Genomic DNA, 20,061 nt, shown 5'->3' on the forward strand with positions numbered 1-20,061 from the left:
TTTTTTTTGTAGTTATAGTCCATGTATCATTATTAAAGTCTATAAGATTACTACTATCAGTTCCATTATAATTTGGATTTGGCTTTCCCGTGAAGTTTTCCTTTAATCCCTTTAAAGATATATTAAAACCATCTGACAAATTATAATTTCCACCTATATTAATTGTTATATTTTTTTCCTCATAACTTGTCCTGACCTGAACATTCTCAGCTATTTTTACTGCTTCACACTTTGATTTTTCATCAGGATCCTGAGCCTTTTCAAATCCAGGATAAGTACCCGCTACATAAAATTTCACAATATATGTTTCCGACTTTGCTTTTAACTGATACTTATGTAAAGATGGTTGCCATACAAGTTGTGCATCATCTTTATAATCAGGATTATAATCTCCTTTCGAATCTCTTACTAAAACCTCCGTTCCTGTACTTCCACCAATTTCCTTTGATATCACCCATTCAAGTTTATTGGAAATATTAGAATCATTTTCCATTTTTACCTGACAATCAAGATAATCTCCATTTTGAACAACAAGTGGTTTTGTATATTTATCAGAGTTTACAATCTCACCATTATCATCACCTTTTCCAGTCACAGACTCATAAATCACCTCTGGTCTCACATATACCCATATCGAGTCATCATATGTTTTGGTCTTATCTGTATCTGATGCATATGTAACTGTAAGTTTAACCCTTCCAGGACCTGTAGCAACAATTCCGTCACTAACAACCTCAACGACATCAGTATTACTACTTACCCACTGCCCTTTCGTTGCATCTCCAAACATAAGATTAAGTTTACTCTGTTCCTTATCTGCATCTGAACCAAATTGAAGCTTTGTTTCAGAATCCTTATGATAGTCCATTATAATAGACGGTCGTTCATCAGAAGAATATATCTTTTGCATCTGTATGCCTGTAGATCGTGATAAATATTCATTAATTGAAAACTGCACTTGTATAGTAAATCGAAATGTCTTTGAAATTGTAGTAGTACCAACTTTTGCCTCTACAAAAAGACTAAGACCAGCCTCACCCTGCTTTAAAGCTTTAGTTCTAACAGTACTAGATGTTCCATTTCCTGTTACATCTGACTCACCATAGTTGTTAGCTGAATTTCCAATAAATAAAACATCCGGATTTAAAGTTTTCCATGTATATTTTATAGAATCTGCCTGCTGACCAGAAACTGAAACAGTTAAAATGTCTGTCAATCTTCGCATTATATAATCCTGTCCAGATACAATTTCCTTACCTGCACTATCAACAACAGTATATACACCAGTATCAAGATCCGTATCCGCAGCTTTAGTCGTAAAATGTGCCTTTACAGCAAACCCCACTACAAAGACAAACATGAACATGACCGTCAGGCCTGCCATAAACTTCCATTTTTTCTTTATATTTTCCTTCAATCGATCCATATTTTCCTCCCCTGACTAAGTCCGTTTTCTTGTATTACATTTATAATATATTATCGGTATGATACAATATCTACATAACAATACAAGTTAATCATACACTGAAACGGAATCAGCATGCACAAAAAGCTTCCTACTTTATAGTCTTATGTCTGCTGTAAATGCACCTTTAATTATTCATCCCAGTTATGATAAACATCCTGTACATCGTCATCCTCATCAAGAAGATCAAGTGTACGGTTAAGCTGTCTTATATCATTCTCATCAGTAAGTTCTACATAATTCTGTGGAATCATCGTAACTTCTGCACTTGCCATAGGATAGTTTTCCTTCTCTAATGCTTCTCTTACTGCTGAGAAATCTGCTGGTGCTGTTATGATCTCATACGCTTCCTCTTCATCTGAGAAATCTTCTGCTCCTGCATCGAGTGCAAGCATCATAAGTTCATCAGCGTCAACTTCTATATCATTATCCTCGAGTTCTTCTTTTGAAATTATTATCTGACCTTTCTCGTCAAACATATAAGATACACATCCCTGTGTTCCTACACTTCCACTTCCTTTTGTGAAAGCATTGCGCACATTGCTTGCTGTTCTGTTCTTATTGTCCGTGAGTGCCTTTACGATAATAGCGATACCGTTTGGACCATATCCTTCATATGTAACTTCCTCATAATTTACTCCATCGCCATCACCTGCTGCCTTCTTGATACCTCTGTCGATAGTATCGTTTGGCATGTTGTTTGCCTTTGCTTTTGCGATAACATCACGAAGTTTACTGTTATTCTCAGGATCTGGACCGCCCTCTTTAACTGCTACGGCTATCTCACGTCCGATGATAGTAAATATCTTACCCTTTTTTGCGTCGTTTTTCTCCTTTTTATGTTTAATGTTTGCGAATTTTGAATGTCCTGACATTTCTCTATTTTCCTTTCTTTAAATAACATAATATAATATTTTCCCACCATAGCCCACTTATTTTAGCATTTTTCTACGCTTCTTGCAAATATATAATGGAAAAATTTAGCTTTTGTTTAACTTTACCTTATAGGCAGTCACAGGGCTATTTTATTTTTCTTCTTTTAACAGCCTGTCTATCCTTGTCATGACAGCAGGTACTTCCCCGACAGAATGAATAGCACACATGACGGTGTCATCACCTGCTATGGTTCCGACTACTCCGGGAACTTCAAGATTGTCAAGTGCCGCTGCTATCGCCATCGCCATGCCCGATATGGTCTTTATGACAAGTATGTTCTCTGCCTGATCCATCCACAAAAATCCATCCTGTAATACTCTGACATATTTGTGATAGAGATTTGTCTCCTTTTCCTGTAAAAGTGTATATTTCTGATGGACACCGTCAACAGAAACTTTTGTCAGTTTAAGCTCCCTTATGTCCCTTGAAATAGTTGCCTGAGTAACGGCAAATCCCTCCTGTTCAAGCCTTTCCCCAAGTTCCTCCTGAGTTTCTATCTGATATTTACCTATCAGTTCAATGATTTTTGAACGCCTTTCAATTTTCATACTTCACCTTCTTTTCGTTTATGTGCCATTTTACGCTTTACCTGATGCTAACTAAGAATCAAAAAACACAACTTATAACTCTCCATTCAGCTTCTCCCTCATTCTCTCATAAAATCCTATTTCTGACAACTTTATGAGTTTTGTCGTGGCATGCGGCACTTCAAGTACCAGTCTGTCACCTGTCGAAAGCTCCCCTATAGTCCTTCCATCGGCTGTCACCATTGCAAGGTCAACACCAACATCTTTTGTCTGACCGATTTCAAGTGTTATCTTCTCTTTTGCATCTACCACAAGACTTCTCTTGTTAAGCGAATGTGCACATATAGGGGTGACTACCATCGCTTTGAGATTTGGAACCATAACAGGTCCTCCTGCCGAGAGATTATAACCTGTCGAACCTGTCGGTGTAGAGATTATAAGGCCGTCTGCACGATATATATCGGCAAGTTCATTTTCAAGATATACTTTTACTGTTATAAGCCTTCCGCTTCCTCTTTTGCTCACAACGATATCATTTAATGCATAACATGATGAACGGCTGTCAGGCTGTTTGAAATATGATATCTCCTTTAGCATCATCCTGGACTCTATCGTGTAATCACCCGCAAGAAGTTTGTCAAGTGCCTGATATACGTTCTGATATTCCACCTCCGTTAAGAAACCGAGATTACCGGTATTTACTCCTATTATGGGAAGTTCAGTGTGAACAAGGTCTATCGCCGCCTGTATCATAGTGCCGTCACCGCCAAGTACGACAGCACATTCAGTACTGCCATCTATATGCGTTATATCGGTGAAGTGCCTTATTCCCGCTGACTGCGTCATCTTGTTTTCAAGTATCTTACATACACAATTTTTAGATTCAAGATATTTTTTTATATCAAGTGCCTTCTCATAATTATCTTTTTTGTCACTATTAGTTATAATACAAAAAAATGTCATTTTTTTGCCCATTGCCACTTATTCTCCTTTGCGTTGAGCTTTTATACATCAAGTTTCTGATGTGCTTTCTCTACTGTTTCTTCTGCAAGAGCCGCATATTTTTCTTCAAATATCTTTTCTGCGCTCTCTTTATCCTCAGGCTCAACTTCACATGATGTATCAGTATTATCTGTGTTCTTCTCGATATAAAGAAGATATTCTATATTTCCCTCAGGTCCTTTTATCGGTGAAAAGCTCAGATTTAACACCTTAAACCCTATGGCTATGGCATATGTGATGACGTTTCTTACTACCTCAAGATGAACTTTTTTGTCCCTTACAACGCCCTTCTTGCCAACCTTATCTTTTCCTGCTTCAAACTGCGGTTTTATAAGACAGACTACCTGACCGTCAGAAGCAAGGAGATTTCTTACAGGAACAAGCACTTTTGTGAGCGATATAAATGCTACATCTATAGAAGAAAATCCGATATCGTCCGGCACATCCTCATGTGTGACATATCTTATATTTGTTTTTTCCATTGAGATAACACGCTCATCCTGTCTTAATTTCCATGCGAGCTGGTTTGTTCCAACATCTATCGCATATACCTTTAAAGCCCCATTCTGAAGCATACAGTCTGTAAACCCGCCTGTCGATGAACCTACATCCATACATACTTTGTCAGCAAGCGGAACCTGCCACAGTTCCATCGCCTTTTCAAGTTTATAGCCGCCCCTGCTCACATATTTCATAGGAGCACCTTTTACCTCGATAACAACATCCTCATCAAATGTGCTTCCCGCTTTGTCCTCCCTCTGCTCTTTGACAAAAACATTTCCTGTCATGATTATAGCTTTAGCTTTTTCTCTTGACTCTGCAAGTCCTCTCTTTACGAGAAGTACATCAAGTCTTTCCTTTTTCTTATGCTCTTTCATGATTCCTCCAATCAACTATCTTCTCTGCTATGCCCAAAGCATCTATACCATATTTTTTCTTTAACAGCCCGACACTTCCGTGTTCTATGAACTTATCCGGCAGTGCGATATTTTTAATGGCAGGCATCTTTTCGGTGTTTTCCTGATACCAGTGAGATACCGACTGTCCAAATCCACCCGTCAGAACCCCTTCTTCCATAGTCACTATAAATTGATGTGTGTCTGCTATTTCAGAAAGCATCTTTTCATCAAGTGGTTTTATAAATCTCGCATTTATGATAGTGACATTTATCCCTCTGTCATTAAGTATCTTTCCTGTTTCCTGTGCTGTCTCGACCATACTCCCGACAGCGATAAGTGCCGTATCTCCACCATTAGATATAACTTCACTTTTTCCGTATTCTATATCCTGAGTAAATTCACCAAGTCCGGTATATGCTTTTCCTCTCGGATATCTCACTGCTATAGGACCATCAAAATCAACGGCAAACTCAAGCATCTTTTCAAGCTCCCAGACATTTTTAGGTGCCATGAGCGTCATATTCGGCATACTGTTAAAATAAGAAATATCAAATATTCCCTGATGTGTCTCTCCGTCACTTCCGACAAGTCCTGCCCTGTCAACTGCAAATACTACAGGAATCTTTCCTATACAGACATCGTGAAGTATCTGGTCATATGCCCTCTGAAAAAATGTAGAATATATCGCCACTACAGGTTTGATTCCACTCGCCGCCATTCCTGCTGCAAATGTGACAGCATGTTCCTCAGCTATACCCACATCGAAAAATCTGTCAGGATGTTTTGCTGCCATTGCACTAAGTCCCGTTCCAGATGGCATCGCCGCCGAAATAGCAACGATCTTTTCGTCATTGTCTGCCAGTTCAACAAGCTTTTTGCTGAAAACTGAAGTGTATGTCAACTGCTTTTCCTTATTTTTAAATGAACCATCACTCGGTTTAAACGGTGCTACACCGTGAAACGCTGACGGATCATTTTCTGCCGGAAGATAGCCTTTTCCCTTCTTTGTGCATACATGTACGATAACTGCTTTCTGAAGTTTTGAGGCATTTTCAAACGCATTTACCATCTGTTTTACATCATGTCCGTCTATAGGACCGATATAGGTTATCCCCATATCCTCAAACAACATTCCAGGTACAAATAATCTCTTTACGATATCCTTAGCACCTTTTATATGGTCTGCAAGGGCATTTCCTATGTGTGACATACTCCTCAGTCTGTTCTCAACATCTTCCTTAAGTTCTGTATAGTTTGTGCTTGTCCTTATATTTCCAAGATAATTTGACATTCCACCAACATTTTTTGATATTGACATCTGATTGTCATTTAAAACGATGACAAGATTTGATTTTAATCTTGCCGCATTGTTTAAAGCCTCAAATGCCATCCCCCCCGATAAAGCACCATCACCTATAACAGCAAAAACCTTGCTTTTTTCATTTTGCAGATCTCTTGCTTTTGCCATTCCGAGTGCAAGACTTATAGAAGTTGAACTGTGACCCGTGTCAAACGCATCGCAGTCGCTCTCACTTCTTTTTGGAAATCCGCTCATACCCCCAAATTGTCTGAGAGTATCAAATCCAGCTTTCCGGCCTGTAAGCAGTTTATGCGTATAACTTTGATGTCCGACATCCCATACAATATGGTCGTTTGGAAGATCAAGGCAAAGATGAAGCGCCATCGTAAGTTCAACAGCCCCCAGATTAGATGCAAGATGCCCTCCTGTCATACTGATTTTTTGCACTAAAAACTTTCTTATCTCTTTTGCAAGTATCTTATAGTCATTCGGGTCTATTTTTTTTATATCATTTGGTTCATTTATCTGATCGAGTAATTTTCCCAATTTTAACTCCATTCCACTGTCCCCAAAATCAAAAACAGTAACTTTTTATTTTCTTCTGTTTATCAGTTTTTCTATCAATGTGTACAAAAACCGATTTTCAAAAGGTATATCTTTCATTATCGAAAGTGCTTTTTCTGAATAAATTTTTACATCTTCATGTGCTTTTTCCATTCCGTAAAGCGATACATATGTCGTTTTCTCATTTTTCTCATCGCTGTGTACAGGTTTTCCAAGTTCTGATGTGGTACTCGTTATATCAAGTATGTCATCCTGAATCTGAAATGCCATTCCTATATTTAAACCAGCCTGCTCCATGAGAGCTATATATCTTTCATCTGCTCCCGCAAGTGCAGCACCAGACATAAGTGAGGCTTCTAAAAGTGCACCAGTCTTTAACCGGAAAATAAAATCAAGCTGCTTTTCATCAAGTTTTTTCCCTGTCAATTCCACATCGACTACCTGACCGCCTACCATTCCTGTTATTCCGGCTTTCTCTGATAATATTCCAAGTGCTCTTATGGCATTCTTTGAGTCAGATGCTGCTGCCGCACCCCTTATGGCTGTCTCATATGCAAAATTTAGCAGTGCATCACCCGCAAGTATTCCCATATCCTCACCGTAAACCACATGCGTTGTCTTTCTGCCTCTCCTGTATTCATCATTATCCATTGCAGGAAGGTCATCATGCACAAGAGAATATGTATGTATTATCTCTATCGCTGCCATAAATGGCTCTATAAGTTTTTCGTCATCTCCTCCAAACATCTTATAAGTCTGATACATCATCATTGGGCGGAGTCTTTTTCCACCTGCCATAACGCTGTATTCCATTGCATCATATATTGTTTTCTGATAAGACGGAGCTTTTGGAAGGAATCTTTTAAGTACATCCTCTATATATGATATATTTCTTTCCTGTTCCTCTTTAAATTCTGCCGTTTCCATCGACCATATCCTCCTTATTCCTGTTCATTTTCAACTACAATAAGTTTTTTTTCAACTCTGTCTATAGTATCACTGCATTTTTTTATGAGTTTCATTCCCTCTTCATATTTCTTAAATGACTCCTCCAAAGAAAGCTCTCCGCTCTGCAGCATAACTATAATATCGTCAAGACCTTCAAAACATTCTTCTAAAGACATCTTTTTTGCCGCCATTATATGACCTCCATATTTCTATATCTTTTCAGTTGATGATATGACTGCTTTTGCATAACCATCTTTAAATGCAAGATTTATATTTTTCCCTTTTTCCAGTTCATCGACTGACTTAATATTTTTTCCCGACTCGTCAGAGACATATGCATATCCACCCTGAAGTTTATAAAGCGGTGAAAGTCCTTTCATTTCCTGTATATATAGTTCAAGCTGATGCTTCGATGAAGTAATTTTTTGCTGCATAAGACTTTCTATTTTCTCCTGCATATCAGCAACATACATTCTTCTCTCATTTATCAGATTTCTAGGACTCTCATGCTGGAGAACGGTTATATATTGTGCAAGCTTCATCTTTTTAAGCTTTAATATATTTTCCATCTGCCATCTCAGAGAATGTCCGGCTTCCCTTAAAGCAATAACCGTTTCCCTGTATGAATATACGGCAAGTTCTGCTGCCGCCGACGGCGTGGGTGCTCTAAGATCAGCAACATAGTCTGCTATCGTCGTATCAGTTTCATGACCTACTGCACTTATTATCGGCTTTTTACAGCCTGCGATAACCCTTGCGAGTCTCTCATCATTAAATTCCCACAAATCTTCTATAGAACCGCCACCTCGTCCTATTATTATAGTATCTACATCTGTATTTTCAAAATATCTTATTCCTTTTATGATCGTATCTGCTGCTTTCGTTCCCTGAACTTTAGCCGGATACAATATAATCTGAACATAAGGATTTCTCCGGTGTGAGACATTACATATATCCTGTATAACAGCCCCCGTCTTTGCTGTCACAACACCTATCTTCTTTGCATATGCCGGAATCTTTTTCTTTTTTGACTCATCAAAAAGCCCCTCCTCTAAGAGACGCTTTTTTAATCTTTCATATTCTTCATACAGCCTTCCTGCTCCCTCTTTTGTAATATCTCTCGCATAGAGCTGATATTTTCCGTCACGCTCATACACATTTATATTACCTCTTACAACAATGCTCTGACCTTCCTCAAGCTTAAATTCCAGATTTTTGCGCATAGACGCAAACATAACACATGAAAGCTGGGATGTCCTGTCCTTTATCGTAAAATAGATATGGCCTGACGAATGATATTTACAGTTTGATACTTCCCCCTTAACAGAAATATCACTTAACATATAATCCCTTAAAAACATGTTTTTTATGTACATGTTTATCTGGGATACCGAACTTATCTGTCCCATACCGTAACCTTCCTGTCTAAATAGGCAAAAAGGCAAAACCACTGTTTTGCCCCTGCAAAATTTTATTTAATTATTCCGGTATCTCCCTTACAACTGATGCAAGTATTCCGTTTATAAAACCTGATGCCTTATCTGCACCATATGCCTTTGCAAGTTCTACTGCTTCATTTATGGCAACTTTGTTTGGTACATCCTCGACATAAAGAAGCTCATAAACTCCAAGTCTTAATATAGTAAGTTCGGATTTTGCGATTCTTTCTATCGTCCATCCGTCTGCCTTTTCTTCTATCTTTGTATCTATCTGCTCTAAATTTTCAACAAGTTCGTTAAATTTGTCCGTAAGCTCTCTTTTATCCTTCTCGTCTGCTCCTTTAAGGTCATCAAGATAAATCTCCATCTGTGTCTTAAGCGACTCCTTATCATGAAATTCTACCTGAAAAAGCATTTTATACAAGTTTTCTCTTATCTGTCTTCTAGTCATATAAATAACTCCATCCTTATTTTTTACGCATCAAGGTTCACGCCTGATACTCTGACATTAACTCCTGATACTTTAAGACCGGTCATAGTCTCGATCTGCTGACCTACTCTTGACTGCACCTGTTTTGAAATCTTAGGAATACTGTAACCGTATTTCACATTTATGACCATATCAACATGAACACGGCCCTCATTCATAATAACACGCACACCTTTTGTATTTTTTACACCAAATTTATTCATACCTGCCATGGAACTTACTCCCTCTACCTCAGTAGCAGCAAGAGCCGCAATAACAGACACAACATCCGAAGCTATCTTTACTTCGCCGATGTCTTTCTTTTCCATAACAATATCATCTGCTCCCTGTTCTTTTGCCATAATGCTTACCTCCTTCATCGCACAAACAACGCATTATGATATCATTATAACAAAATCACAGACTTTTGCAATATTATTTCACATTCACAGGTGTAATTACTATTTTATCTGCCGCTATTCCCGTCTTTCTTTTTACGATATCCTCTATCTGTGCTATCTGCTGGTTGGTAAGCCCCTCTGAACTTACTATAACATCTGCATTTCCATCGCTTATGCTCACCATTGCATTCTCAAACCCTTTTGCCTGTAACATAAGCTCTGCCGCATTCTCTTTTTCTGAAATCTTTGTCATGGCGGCAACCTGCTTTATAGCACTCTTCTTATCTGCCGAAGAAATCTTGTCATCATTTATTATGTTCATAAGAGTTTCTTTATTCTTGGCTCTTGTCTGCTCTCGGTTTAATTTTGATGATGCAAAATAATCTGAGCCTATGTTGTTTGATACCATAACTGCCTCACCGGGATTTTCCTCGGATGCCAGCACCTCACCGCTGTCGGTTATGGTATATTCAGAATCTTTTTGTGCATCCTCCTCGTTTTTTCCATCTGAATCACCGGAAGTATCTGTGCCTATATCATCTGCCGAAATATCAGCGGTATCCTCACTTGTCACATCAGGTGATGCCGTCGTCCTCGCTGTTATACCGTTCGTACTTATCTTTTGTCCCGTAAAGTTAAGATATCCTGCAGCTATTATCATCAACGCAAGTGCAGTGATAACTATTCCATTTTTGTGACTTGATTTTTTCATATTGATAATGCCTCCTTGTCAAAATAAACATTAATCCATCTTCGTTACTTTGATTTTATGTGACTCGATGCCAAATAATGCCCCTACCATGTCAATTATTTCACTATCTTTTTTTCCTCCGTCTGCTCCCTCGCACACGATAGCGACTCCTGCTATCTTAGGAGATGTTACACTTACAACATATGGATTTTCATCACCATTGTTACTTATTATGACATTTTGGTTCTTTTCACTGACATCAGAGGAATTTTTTCCTTTGCTCTCACCTCTCTCGGTATCTTTAAGTGCTATCTTTTCCTCAGACGATGCAAGTGTCACCATTACATTTACATCTCCTACACCATCCATACTCTCAAGAAGTTTTTTAAGCTTCTTTTCCTGTCTTGCCGCATATATGTTCATGATATTAAGTGCCTCATCCTCACTAAGCCTGTTATCCTCAACACTGCCCACATCATCAGATGTACTGTCAGATTTACTTACCCCATCAAAAAAGCTCCCCGCAAGAATGATAATGCCGCAGACTATTATTATCGCTATCTTTCCTATACCAAGTTCGTGCATAAGACTTCCTTTTATCTTTTCTCCTGAAATGTTTTTTAACTTGTCTTTGATATTTATTTCCAAATCTGTACCTCCTCTCCCTTTAACAGATAGTTATCACAGATATCTTTCTTTAATCTCCTCTCATTTTTAGTCAGACCTGAACTTTTTTTAGCAGTATTTGAGTAAGCTGCAACAGCACTGGAACCCGTATTTACAACAACACTTACTATCTCAAGTTCATCCCCCGAAGTCTTTGTCTTTATCTTTACACTGCTGCATGCCACATTATTTTTTTCTGCCATCTGTCTTACCTGTTTTTCAATCTTTTCTTCGCACTGACGCACGACCTGTTTTTTTAGACTTCCCTCAGCACTTTTTAACTCACCCACGGAATCTTTAAACTCACTGTTATATATATGTTCACTTAAAATATTGTAAAAATCATTACCCGCACCGAAAAACTTTATAACAGGTGTCATCACGATAAGTATCATTATCAGACCGCAGAAAAACTGAAAATACTGTTTATACTCATCTTTGATGATAAGGCATTTCAAAACCGATGTAACTATAGTAAAAATAAGAATATTAAAGATAAGTTCCCTCATTTTCCACCACCTTCTAATTTGTCAATTTGTCATAGTGCTTATGACTGCTATCGACACAGCAAAAAACATCCCCGCAAGTCCGACTGCATAGGCAAGCATTTTTATCGCATCGGCGGTCATCGAAAGACAGCTTATTATCCTTTTGTCAGATACAGGCTGCAATACTGCTGCAAGTCCCTTATAGGCAAACTCAGCTACCCACAATCTTAAAAGAGGTGCAGCACACAACAGCACCAGCACTATTATCCCTGCAACCCCAACTGCATTTTTTACAAGCCTGCCTGCAAGAAGCACAGAGCTTGCAACATTACTTATCGCATTGCCTACTCCCGGAATCGAGCTTCCAAATTTAACCAGAAAAGAATTTTTTGCCTCTGCCGCAAGCGGTGCGACCATGCCCTGCACAACATTTATCCCCATAAGCACGACTGACATTGTTTTCATCACAAAATTTATGATATCCTTCACAAATTCTGCCATCTTTGAAAACATATCCTCCTCAGACAGATGATTTGCTATCTGAAGCCAGAAATATATCCTTACCGCCGGAATAACAAATTTTACAAGTATCGCATCTGCAACCGTTATCATTATCAGTGCAAGCTGATAATATCCGGCACCAAGCCCGGCACCTTTTGTAAATGATATGCAGGTAAAATATGCAGGTGATAACACATTCATAAAATCAAATATTTTAGTGAGCGTATCACCTGCTATACTGCTTGTCTGATTAAAAGCATTTGACAGAATCGCAAAAAATAATATGTATATCGTGTAAAATCCCATCTGTGCCACTTTTTTGCCCTGAAGAAGTTTTGAAAAATTTGTTATGAGTGCTCCTGAGACAGCAATAAAGATTATATTTATATACATGCTTTTTTCATTGTTAAAATTTGTTGTTATCCCGTCAACTATACTCCTTAAAAAATCATCAGGAGCAATTCCATGTCCTGAATTTACCGCCTTGCCGACATAGCTGCCAAAATCAAAGCTGTCTTTCCCCAGAATATTGTCAATGGTGTCCTGTATGTCATGTGATGATATCTCATCCATAAGCTGATTATAGATATCACTATCACCTGATATTTCCTTTGCCATATTTTACCTACTTTCCCATAATGCTGCTTATCGTCTCCAGCAATGTCGTGATTATCGGCATACTTACTGCAAGGATCATCAGCTTTCCAAAAAATTCCACCTGATTTCCTATCGCACTGTAACCGGAATCCCTGCATATCGATGCCCCAAACTCTGCAATATATGTGATAGCAATTATCTTCATAAGGATACCAAGATAGACTACCTCATCCCCCATATATTTTTTTACGCTTACAACGACCTCTATGATAGAACCCAGCTTAGATACCGCACAGCCAAGTATCAACAGACAGCCGCTTATTATTATCATAGTACTAAATTCGGGTTTACTGTTTTTTAAAGGCAGCGCGAGAAATACCGCCATAACTGCTATAATCGCTATTTTTAACATTTTATCTGCCACACTTTCAAATCCACATATTACTTAGTTCAGCCAATAGAAAACAATTTCTGAACTGTTTCAAACAACTGCTCTATATATGGAACTATCCACAAAAATACAAGTATCAGTCCTGCAAGGCTTACAAGAAATGCCTGTTCATCCCTTCCGGAATGTTTCAGAACAGTTCCCAGCACCGAAACAAGTATTCCAACTGCCGCAATCCTGAAAATTAAATTTATCGTCATCTGCCTCTCCATTTCTATATATCAGTAAAGCAGCGGTCAATTTTTTTCTGCTGCTTTTTTATAAACTTTTGCCACTTAAAAATCTCAAAAAAGGCAGATACCGGTCATCATCCCCGATATAACCCCCATAAAAATACAGACTTTTTTCTGCTCAACCATTTTTTGCCTCGCCTCACTTAAATTCTGTTCAAGTCTTTTTTCAAACAACTCTATCTCATTTATCTGCGAATATATGTCAAGCGTTCCAAAACTTCCTCCAAACTGATATATTATATTTTTATCCTCAGCACTAAGAAGTTCCATATACTTATACTCACTAAGATGCTCTCTCCAGAACTCGCCGGGAAGTCCTGCATCTTTTTCCTCGACTTTCCTCGCTATGTCGCTCCAAAACTTTTTTCCGTAAACACAGCTTTCTGATATCTGCACACATAACTGTGACATGCTCTGTGCCGAATAACTTATCTCACCGCTTATCTCTATAAGAATCCTCTGCCACTCCTCAAGCACTCTCACACGCAGCATATAACGCTCCCATATATATAACCCGACCATCGAACTTCCGACAGTGACAAGCAGAAAACCTGCTATTTTTATTGTTAATATATGACATTCCCCCTGTCGTCAAATATGGCACTTACCTTTCCCATCATGCCTTTTTTCAAAAGAATATATCTCTTAAACTTCCTTTTTCTCACCAGCTCACCTATAACAGGCTTATTTATCACCTCATCCATATCAAGTCCATGGACTGTTGCTATAATATTGATACCACAGTTCATAACATATTCTATCGCCGCCGCATCCTCCTTCGATCCAATCTCATCAACTGCGACTATCTCAGGTGCCATAGATCTTACTAACATCATCATGCCCTCCGATTTCGGACATCCGTCAAGTACATCTGTCCGGCATCCAAGATTATTCTGCGGACATCCAAGATGACATGCTCCTATCTCTGACCTCTCATCTACTATTCCTACTGTCATTCCTCTGCTGCCCGTCTCTCCATCCGCTATACTTCTCACTATGTCTCTGAGCAGAGTCGTCTTTCCGCATCTTGGCGGCGAGATTATCAATGTATTATAAAAATTCTCATCTTCATGCAGATAATCCATCACTCCATCCGCACATCCAATAACTTCGTGCGATATCCTTATGTTTATAAATGATATGTAATTTATGCTTCTTATCTTTCCTTTATCCCATATTATCTTTCCTGCAACACCGACTCTGTGCCCGCCCTCAACCGTAATATACCCCTGTCTTATCTCCTCCTCAAACGCATATCTCGAATAGTTGCTTATATAGACCATAGCCTCCTTTATCTGTGAACATGTTATACTACATGCCTCCCTTTTCTGCTCTGTCATACCACCCTTACCTGAAATAAAATATTCTCTTGCATCATAGACTACTATTATCGGCATGTTGACACGCAGCCTTATCTCCTGAAGTCTTGTAAAATCAATCTCCGGCTTCATAAACAATTTTCTAATTTCCTTTGGAAGAAGTTTTATGATTTCTTCTCTTTTCTTGTCCATCAAATCACCTCCCATTCCATTTATATGTACATCCCTTATAATTATGTTAAGTTTATTGCTTATATCCATCAAATGAGTTATTATTAAAAAGCAGAAACTTGACAAAGCTTTTGCACAAATATACTTATCTAAAAATTTGAAAGCGAGGTTACAAAATGGAATACGGTTTAATCGGAGAAAAACTCGGACACAGCTACTCAAAAGAGATACATGAAAGTCTTGCAGACTATACATATGAGATACATCCTGTCAGCAAAGAAGATTTTGACGGATTTATGAGCAAACATGAATTTAAAGCTATCAATGTTACTATCCCTTACAAAAAGGATGTAATACCTTATCTCGATGAACTCGACGATAATGCAAAAGCTATAGGAGCAGTAAATACGATCGTTAATAAAGACGGTAAACTTTACGGTCACAACACAGATTTCTCAGGATTTATGTATATGCTTAAAAAGCATAATATAACAATAGAAGGTAAAAAGTGTGTCGTACTCGGTGACGGCGGTGCTTCAAAAGCTGTTGTTGCAGTCCTCAAAAAAATGGGTGCAAAAGAGGTTGTCATCGTTGACATTATAAAGACAGATTCAGCTATCACTTACGATGAGTGTTTTGCAAAACATACCGATGCAGAATTTATAGCAAACACAAGTCCAGTAGGTATGTTCCCTAAATGTGACGCATCACCTGTTGACCTTACAAAATTCCCTAAATGCGAGGCAGTTGCAGATGTTATATACAATCCGCTTGAGACTAAACTTGTCGCTCAGGCTAAAGAACTTGGAATGACAGGTGTGAATGGTCTTGAAATGCTTGTCGCTCAGGCACTCTATGCAGTAGAATTTTTCCTTGAGAAAAAACTTGACGAAGCTGATATAGATAAAGTTTACAAAAAGATATATGCAGATAAACTTGCAGAGCAGGAGAAATAAATTTATCAGGCAATAGAATATAAATGATGTTTTATACAGTTGAATTTAAGATATTTTTATGCTGATACAAAATAACCCGGAAGCAATGTGTTTGCACATTACTACCGGGTTTTCTTTGTTTTGTCAACATATGTTATAATTTGTGAACATATACCTTATGCCATAAATATTGTTTATGATATTGAAGCTAAAAGATATACTGAGCCTTGCCTTATATTTATATTATTTTGCATATCCATGTGGATGATTTTTATGCCACTTCCATGCTGTTGCGATTATCTCCTCAAGGTCTGCATGTTCCGGCTTCCAGCCAAGTATACTCTTTGCCTTTTCACTTGATGCGATAAGTTTTGCTGGATCTCCTCCACGGCGTGGAGATACAACGGCAGGAATAGGATGTCCTGTCACTTTTCTTGCTGTTTCTATTACTTCTTTTACTGTAAATCCTACACCGTTACCAAGGTTGAACACATCACTCTTTCCACCGTCCATAAGATACTTAACTGCAAGTATATGTGCCTGTGCAAGGTCTGTTACATGGATGTAATCTCTCACGCATGTACCGTCCTTTGTATCATAATCATCACCAAAAATGCTTATTGATTCTCTCTGTCCGTTAGGAACCTGAAGGATAAGAGGTATAAGATGTGTCTCAGGATTGTGTGCCTCTCCTATCTCTCCACTTACATGTGCACCACATGCATTGAAATATCTGAGTGCAACATAATGAACACCATGTGCAACATCTGTCCACTTCATCATCTTTTCCATTGAAAGTTTTGTCTCGCCGTATGGATTTGTAGGCTCTGTCTTATCCGACTCAAGAATAGGAATACTCTCAGGCTCTCCGTAAGTTGCGGCTGTTGAAGAAAATACTATCTTCTTAACATCATGCTCAACCATGCTCTGAAGAAGCACCTTTGTACCGTAAAGGTTGTTGTCATAATATTTTAATGGGTTTGTCATACTCTCACCCACAAGTGAGTTTGCAGCAAAATGGATAACTGCATCTATCTTTTCATTATCAAAGACGCTGTCGATAAACTTCTTATCTCTTATATCTCCCTGATAAAATTTTGCTTTTGGATTTACAGCCTCGATATGTCCTGTCTCGAGACTATCAGCTATAACTACTTCTTCCCCTGCATCTACAAGTTCACTTACTGTATGTGAACCGATATAGCCTGCTCCGCCTAATACCAATATTTTCATAAAAACCTTCCTTTCTGCGGTCACACCGCAAAGCAACTTATTTTTGATAATTCCCTTAATAAGGATTATATTCCAACTGCTTTATTATGTAAAGCTGTACTGTATTTTGTTTTATATTAAAAAATAACCTGTTACAAAACAAGTAACAAGCTGTTTCTTTATATTCTTTTTGCAAGCATTTCTATAACAAATATAACAGGTACCTGTGTTGTGCCGTTATAACCACCGTTTATCCTTCTTGTCTTAAGATTGTATGAAAAATTCCAGTCCGACATTTTAGCTAATGTTGACAATGGAGAGTTAGTGATACTTAAAACACAGCATTTCTTTTTCTTAAACTGGTCAACCGCTTCGATAAGCCTCTCATTTTCACCGCTCTCAGAAAATGCTATGACCGCCGCATTTTTCCATCGAAATGATTCTATCGGATAAAATGCATCCTCAAGACCTACGGCAAAATGCCCCATATTACAGAAATATCTCGCACCATATTTTGCAAGTGTTCCTGACGAACCAATCCCTATAAAAATTATAAGGTCTGCTTTTCTTAATATATCAGTCGCATACAAAAGTTTTTCTTCAAACGCACTTGAATTTGCCCTTGCAAAAAAATCTGAAAGTTCCTGAAGATCCTCCATAGGCGTACAGGCATCCTTAAAACTTATCTCCTTTTTCAGACTTTCTTTAAACTCAGAATAACCATCAAAATTATTCTTGTTGCAAAAACGCAGTATCGTTGAAGTAGATACCTGAATCTCCTTTGCAAGTTCCCTGATAGTCATATACTGTATCTTGTCAAGATTTGAGACAATATATTTGTAGATATGTATATCAGTTTCATTGTATTTTTGTATCTCATCATACGAAAACATCATGTATTTTCCTTTCTTTCTATAACTCAATCTTCTCAACCCTGACACCACTGTTTAAGATTCCATCCTTCCATATCATAACATAGACATTAAATTCTACGCTGTCACAATCATACACAAACGGTTCTTCCTTGTAAACCACCGCTTCTTTCCCTTCCCTCTCCAATTCTTTTTTTCTTTCAACGGCTTTATCCCACAGCATTTTATTTTTTTCATCAATGCTTTTTCCAAAACTTCTCTCAGGATAAACAGATGCAGCTTTTTCAATATATTCCATAAGCATCATTATAACTTTTCTGTGCTTTTTCATCCTGAAAAGTGCGGCCATGCTCTTAGCGTTTTTTACTGTCGGAGCTTCGCTGTACCATAACAGCTTTTCTTTTAAAACCATGTCCTCCGCTTCTTCTGCAAGTTCAAGCATAAAACCAACTGCATCCTCTGAAAGATGCCACTTATCCTCAAGCGGTATCTGATAAATGTCAGGAACACAAGGATAACTACAGTAATTTAGCGGTGGGAACTGTTTTAATGAAGCTATCTTTAACTCGTTCTCAGTGCATGAATCTTTACCTATATAACACATCTTGTCCCACACGATAGCTGCCTGATATTCAAGAACACGCAGATATTCATATCCCTTTATCCAAAAATGACCAGTCTTACCGTAATCATAATAATGATTTTCAAGTTCAATCTCATCAAAAAAGATAAGAAAATAAGACTGTTCCTGTTTTACTATAAGTACATATCCTTCATCCCTCTTTTCAAGTTCAATATCAGTAAACCCTTCAAATTTATCATTGTATTCACCCGTACATTTAGCATTTTTAAATACAAGAAAACTCTCAACTGTATCATTCATAAGATAGATAATACGGTAGTCACCTCTTTCATCATTACTATTTTTCTTATTGAAATCAACAGGCTCAAACATTCCCTGCTCGATGATCATATTTAATTTATCTATGTTTGTAAGACTCAACTTATCAGTACTCCTTTCTCTTGATTTTTATTCACACATCTACTATATTTCTAATTTCATTTTTGTATATCGCAAATCATTTTTACATATGCTATAATGTCATCAGCTAAAGATATCGTATGTCCATGTCGGACACTACACGAAAAACCCGAAAGTGTGCAAGACTTTCGGGTTTTTCTATTGCTTTTCCAATTTTAATTTGTTTAGATTATACTCTCTTAAGATATTCTCCTGTACGTGTATCAATGCTGATACGATCTCCTGTTTCTACGAAGAGTGGCACGCTTACCTGTGCTCCTGTCTCTACGATAGCAGGCTTAGATGCACCCTGTGCTGTATCTCCCTTGAATCCAGGCTCTGTCTCTGTAATCTCTAACTCAACAAAGAGAGGTGGCTCAATAGCAAATACTTCACCATTGTGTGAAAGCATCTTAACCATCTCGTTCTCTTTAACAAATTTAAGTGAATCACCAACCTGGTCGGCTGTCATATCAATCTGATCATATGTCTCTGTATTCATAAAATGATACATATCGTCTGCATATAAATACTGCATTTCCTGACGCTCGATGTGAGCCTGAGGACATTTCTCAGTTGGACGGAAAGTTTTCTCAACTACACCACCGTTTTTGATGTTCTTGAGCTTAGTTCTTACGAATGCAGCACCTTTACCAGGTTTTACATGCTGAAACTCGATTACCTGATATACATTGCCTTCAAACTCGATAGTTAAACCATTTCTAAAATCTCCTGCTGATACCATTATCAAAATCCTCCTTAATGTGTGACTTTTGCGTCCCATTGCCTGTCCAATAAATTGAGGCAAAACTCTTTTACTATTTTATCCTATTTTTCAACTTATTTCAAGTATTTATTTTAACGCTATCAAGTAAGTCCCCCACTTCTATTGCGTAGAACAATAAGTGGGGGTGGGGACTTGCTTGTATCAGGAGGGGTACAAGCCCCTTCTGATAT

At 38.0% G+C, this 20,061-nt stretch carries 24 protein-coding genes; 1 reads left to right on the forward strand and 23 read right to left on the reverse strand.

What is annotated here, in order from left to right; translation table 11 throughout:
• From KQI69_RS08445 to spoIIIAA, 19 genes are all read right to left on the reverse strand, one after another.
• Positions 1 to 1,426: hypothetical protein (locus KQI69_RS08445; protein WP_216564940.1), on the reverse strand; the 1,426-nt coding region annotated here is incomplete at its 3' end.
• Positions 1,427 to 1,596: 170 nt separating this feature from the next.
• Positions 1,597 to 2,340: a YebC/PmpR family DNA-binding transcriptional regulator gene (locus KQI69_RS08450; protein ID WP_216564941.1), complete on the reverse strand. Its 744-nt coding sequence runs from the start codon at positions 2,338 to 2,340 to the stop codon at positions 1,597 to 1,599.
• A 150-nt stretch (positions 2,341 to 2,490) separates the two neighbouring features.
• The gene (gene argR, locus KQI69_RS08455; protein ID WP_216564942.1) at positions 2,491 to 2,949 is read right to left on the reverse strand and encodes an arginine repressor; all 459 of its coding nucleotides are present in this window, start codon (positions 2,947 to 2,949) and stop codon (positions 2,491 to 2,493) included.
• Between the two features lie 72 nt (positions 2,950 to 3,021).
• Positions 3,022 to 3,903 carry an NAD(+)/NADH kinase gene (locus KQI69_RS08460; protein WP_216564943.1) on the reverse strand — a complete coding sequence of 294 codons (882 nt, stop codon included), beginning with the start codon at positions 3,901 to 3,903 and terminating at the stop codon, positions 3,022 to 3,024.
• 29 nt (positions 3,904 to 3,932) lie between these two features.
• Positions 3,933 to 4,808, reverse strand: a complete 876-nt coding sequence (locus KQI69_RS08465; RefSeq protein WP_216564944.1) for a TlyA family RNA methyltransferase — start codon at positions 4,806 to 4,808, stop codon at positions 3,933 to 3,935.
• Positions 4,795 to 6,687: a 1-deoxy-D-xylulose-5-phosphate synthase gene (gene dxs, locus KQI69_RS08470; protein ID WP_216564945.1), complete on the reverse strand. Its 1,893-nt coding sequence runs from the start codon at positions 6,685 to 6,687 to the stop codon at positions 4,795 to 4,797. The genes KQI69_RS08465 and dxs overlap by 14 nt, the downstream gene beginning before the upstream one ends.
• Positions 6,688 to 6,720: 33 nt before the next feature.
• Complete coding sequence (locus tag KQI69_RS08475) at positions 6,721 to 7,620, reverse strand: polyprenyl synthetase family protein (protein ID WP_216564946.1); 900 nt, start codon at positions 7,618 to 7,620, stop codon at positions 6,721 to 6,723.
• 14 nt (positions 7,621 to 7,634) lie between these two features.
• Positions 7,635 to 7,832: an exodeoxyribonuclease VII small subunit gene (gene xseB, locus KQI69_RS08480; RefSeq protein WP_216564947.1), complete on the reverse strand. Its 198-nt coding sequence runs from the start codon at positions 7,830 to 7,832 to the stop codon at positions 7,635 to 7,637.
• A gap of 18 nt (positions 7,833 to 7,850) precedes the next feature.
• A complete protein-coding gene (gene xseA, locus KQI69_RS08485) occupies positions 7,851 to 9,050 on the reverse strand; it encodes an exodeoxyribonuclease VII large subunit (RefSeq protein WP_216564948.1) in 1,200 nt (399 codons plus the stop codon).
• A gap of 70 nt (positions 9,051 to 9,120) precedes the next feature.
• Entirely contained in the window at positions 9,121 to 9,531 is a 411-nt protein-coding gene (gene nusB / locus KQI69_RS08490) for a transcription antitermination factor NusB (protein ID WP_216564949.1), read from the reverse strand.
• A gap of 23 nt (positions 9,532 to 9,554) precedes the next feature.
• Positions 9,555 to 9,911, reverse strand: a complete 357-nt coding sequence (locus KQI69_RS08495) for an Asp23/Gls24 family envelope stress response protein (protein ID WP_216564950.1) — start codon at positions 9,909 to 9,911, stop codon at positions 9,555 to 9,557.
• A 73-nt stretch (positions 9,912 to 9,984) separates the two neighbouring features.
• The gene (locus KQI69_RS08500) at positions 9,985 to 10,662 is read right to left on the reverse strand and encodes a SpoIIIAH-like family protein (RefSeq protein WP_216564951.1); all 678 of its coding nucleotides are present in this window, start codon (positions 10,660 to 10,662) and stop codon (positions 9,985 to 9,987) included.
• 30 nt (positions 10,663 to 10,692) lie between these two features.
• On the reverse strand, positions 10,693 to 11,289 hold the full coding sequence (locus KQI69_RS08505) for a hypothetical protein (RefSeq protein WP_216564952.1): 597 nt from the start codon (positions 11,287 to 11,289) through the stop codon (positions 10,693 to 10,695).
• A complete protein-coding gene (locus tag KQI69_RS08510) occupies positions 11,280 to 11,816 on the reverse strand; it encodes a stage III sporulation protein AF (protein ID WP_216564953.1) in 537 nt (178 codons plus the stop codon). The genes KQI69_RS08505 and KQI69_RS08510 overlap by 10 nt, the downstream gene beginning before the upstream one ends.
• 21 nt (positions 11,817 to 11,837) lie before the next feature.
• A complete protein-coding gene (locus KQI69_RS08515) occupies positions 11,838 to 12,914 on the reverse strand; it encodes a stage III sporulation protein AE (RefSeq protein WP_216564954.1) in 1,077 nt (358 codons plus the stop codon).
• 7 nt (positions 12,915 to 12,921) lie between these two features.
• The gene (locus KQI69_RS08520; RefSeq protein ID WP_216564955.1) at positions 12,922 to 13,317 is read right to left on the reverse strand and encodes a SpoIIIAC/SpoIIIAD family protein; all 396 of its coding nucleotides are present in this window, start codon (positions 13,315 to 13,317) and stop codon (positions 12,922 to 12,924) included.
• 26 nt (positions 13,318 to 13,343) lie between these two features.
• Positions 13,344 to 13,541 (reverse strand): stage III sporulation protein AC, encoded by a 198-nt coding sequence (gene spoIIIAC / locus KQI69_RS08525; protein WP_216564956.1) that lies wholly within the window; start codon positions 13,539 to 13,541, stop codon positions 13,344 to 13,346.
• 84 nt (positions 13,542 to 13,625) lie between these two features.
• A complete protein-coding gene (locus KQI69_RS08530; protein WP_371818791.1) occupies positions 13,626 to 14,147 on the reverse strand; it encodes a stage III sporulation protein AB in 522 nt (173 codons plus the stop codon).
• Complete coding sequence (spoIIIAA, locus tag KQI69_RS08535; protein WP_216564958.1) at positions 14,141 to 15,085, reverse strand: stage III sporulation protein AA; 945 nt, start codon at positions 15,083 to 15,085, stop codon at positions 14,141 to 14,143. Before spoIIIAA ends, KQI69_RS08530 begins: the two co-directional genes overlap by 7 nt.
• Before the next feature lie 155 nt (positions 15,086 to 15,240).
• Here spoIIIAA and KQI69_RS08540 point away from each other — a divergent pair, with 155 nt between their 5' ends.
• A complete protein-coding gene (locus tag KQI69_RS08540) occupies positions 15,241 to 16,020 on the forward strand; it encodes a shikimate dehydrogenase (protein WP_216564959.1) in 780 nt (259 codons plus the stop codon).
• Positions 16,021 to 16,242: 222 nt separating this feature from the next.
• Here the strand turns inward: KQI69_RS08540 and galE are convergent, their stop codons facing one another.
• The 4 genes from galE to efp all read right to left on the reverse strand — a co-directional run bounded on the left by galE (position 16,243) and on the right by efp (position 19,849).
• Entirely contained in the window at positions 16,243 to 17,232 is a 990-nt protein-coding gene (galE, locus tag KQI69_RS08545) for a UDP-glucose 4-epimerase GalE (RefSeq protein WP_216564960.1), read from the reverse strand.
• Between the two features lie 158 nt (positions 17,233 to 17,390).
• Entirely contained in the window at positions 17,391 to 18,134 is a 744-nt protein-coding gene (locus KQI69_RS08550) for a MurR/RpiR family transcriptional regulator (protein WP_253289069.1), read from the reverse strand.
• Positions 18,124 to 19,086, reverse strand: coding sequence for a DUF3878 family protein (locus KQI69_RS08555; protein ID WP_216564961.1), 963 nt, complete (start codon positions 19,084 to 19,086; stop codon positions 18,124 to 18,126). Before KQI69_RS08555 ends, KQI69_RS08550 begins: the two co-directional genes overlap by 11 nt.
• A 208-nt stretch (positions 19,087 to 19,294) precedes the next feature.
• Complete coding sequence (gene efp / locus KQI69_RS08560; protein ID WP_022015129.1) at positions 19,295 to 19,849, reverse strand: elongation factor P; 555 nt, start codon at positions 19,847 to 19,849, stop codon at positions 19,295 to 19,297.
• Between the last annotated feature and the right edge of the window lie 212 nt (positions 19,850 to 20,061).

This window comes from Eubacterium sp. MSJ-13 (genome assembly GCF_018918235.1).
Lineage (GTDB): Bacteria > Bacillota > Clostridia > Lachnospirales > Lachnospiraceae > Butyribacter.

What these genes read in the sequence shown, in the direction of transcription:
- galE (WP_216564960.1), bottom strand. Translation starts at nt 17,232, where the DNA reads ATGAAAATATTGGTATTAGGCGGAGCAGGCTATATCGGTTCACATACA.
- KQI69_RS08540 (WP_216564959.1), top strand. Translation starts at nt 15,241, where the DNA reads ATGGAATACGGTTTAATCGGAGAAAAACTCGGACACAGCTACTCAAAA.
- KQI69_RS08460 (WP_216564943.1), bottom strand. Translation starts at nt 3,903, where the DNA reads ATGGGCAAAAAAATGACATTTTTTTGTATTATAACTAATAGTGACAAA.
- xseA (WP_216564948.1), bottom strand. Translation starts at nt 9,050, where the DNA reads ATGGGACAGATAAGTTCGGTATCCCAGATAAACATGTACATAAAAAAC.
- KQI69_RS08515 (WP_216564954.1), bottom strand. Translation starts at nt 12,914, where the DNA reads ATGGCAAAGGAAATATCAGGTGATAGTGATATCTATAATCAGCTTATG.
- KQI69_RS08510 (WP_216564953.1), bottom strand. Translation starts at nt 11,816, where the DNA reads ATGAGGGAACTTATCTTTAATATTCTTATTTTTACTATAGTTACATCG.
- efp (WP_022015129.1), bottom strand. Translation starts at nt 19,849, where the DNA reads ATGGTATCAGCAGGAGATTTTAGAAATGGTTTAACTATCGAGTTTGAA.
- KQI69_RS08475 (WP_216564946.1), bottom strand. Translation starts at nt 7,620, where the DNA reads ATGGAAACGGCAGAATTTAAAGAGGAACAGGAAAGAAATATATCATAT.
- argR (WP_216564942.1), bottom strand. Translation starts at nt 2,949, where the DNA reads ATGAAAATTGAAAGGCGTTCAAAAATCATTGAACTGATAGGTAAATAT.
- xseB (WP_216564947.1), bottom strand. Translation starts at nt 7,832, where the DNA reads ATGGCGGCAAAAAAGATGTCTTTAGAAGAATGTTTTGAAGGTCTTGAC.
- nusB (WP_216564949.1), bottom strand. Translation starts at nt 9,531, where the DNA reads ATGACTAGAAGACAGATAAGAGAAAACTTGTATAAAATGCTTTTTCAG.
- spoIIIAC (WP_216564956.1), bottom strand. Translation starts at nt 13,541, where the DNA reads ATGACGATAAATTTAATTTTCAGGATTGCGGCAGTTGGAATACTTGTT.
- KQI69_RS08465 (WP_216564944.1), bottom strand. Translation starts at nt 4,808, where the DNA reads ATGAAAGAGCATAAGAAAAAGGAAAGACTTGATGTACTTCTCGTAAAG.
- KQI69_RS08495 (WP_216564950.1), bottom strand. Translation starts at nt 9,911, where the DNA reads ATGGCAAAAGAACAGGGAGCAGATGATATTGTTATGGAAAAGAAAGAC.
- KQI69_RS08500 (WP_216564951.1), bottom strand. Translation starts at nt 10,662, where the DNA reads ATGAAAAAATCAAGTCACAAAAATGGAATAGTTATCACTGCACTTGCG.
- spoIIIAA (WP_216564958.1), bottom strand. Translation starts at nt 15,085, where the DNA reads ATGGACAAGAAAAGAGAAGAAATCATAAAACTTCTTCCAAAGGAAATT.
- KQI69_RS08450 (WP_216564941.1), bottom strand. Translation starts at nt 2,340, where the DNA reads ATGTCAGGACATTCAAAATTCGCAAACATTAAACATAAAAAGGAGAAA.
- dxs (WP_216564945.1), bottom strand. Translation starts at nt 6,687, where the DNA reads ATGGAGTTAAAATTGGGAAAATTACTCGATCAGATAAATGAACCAAAT.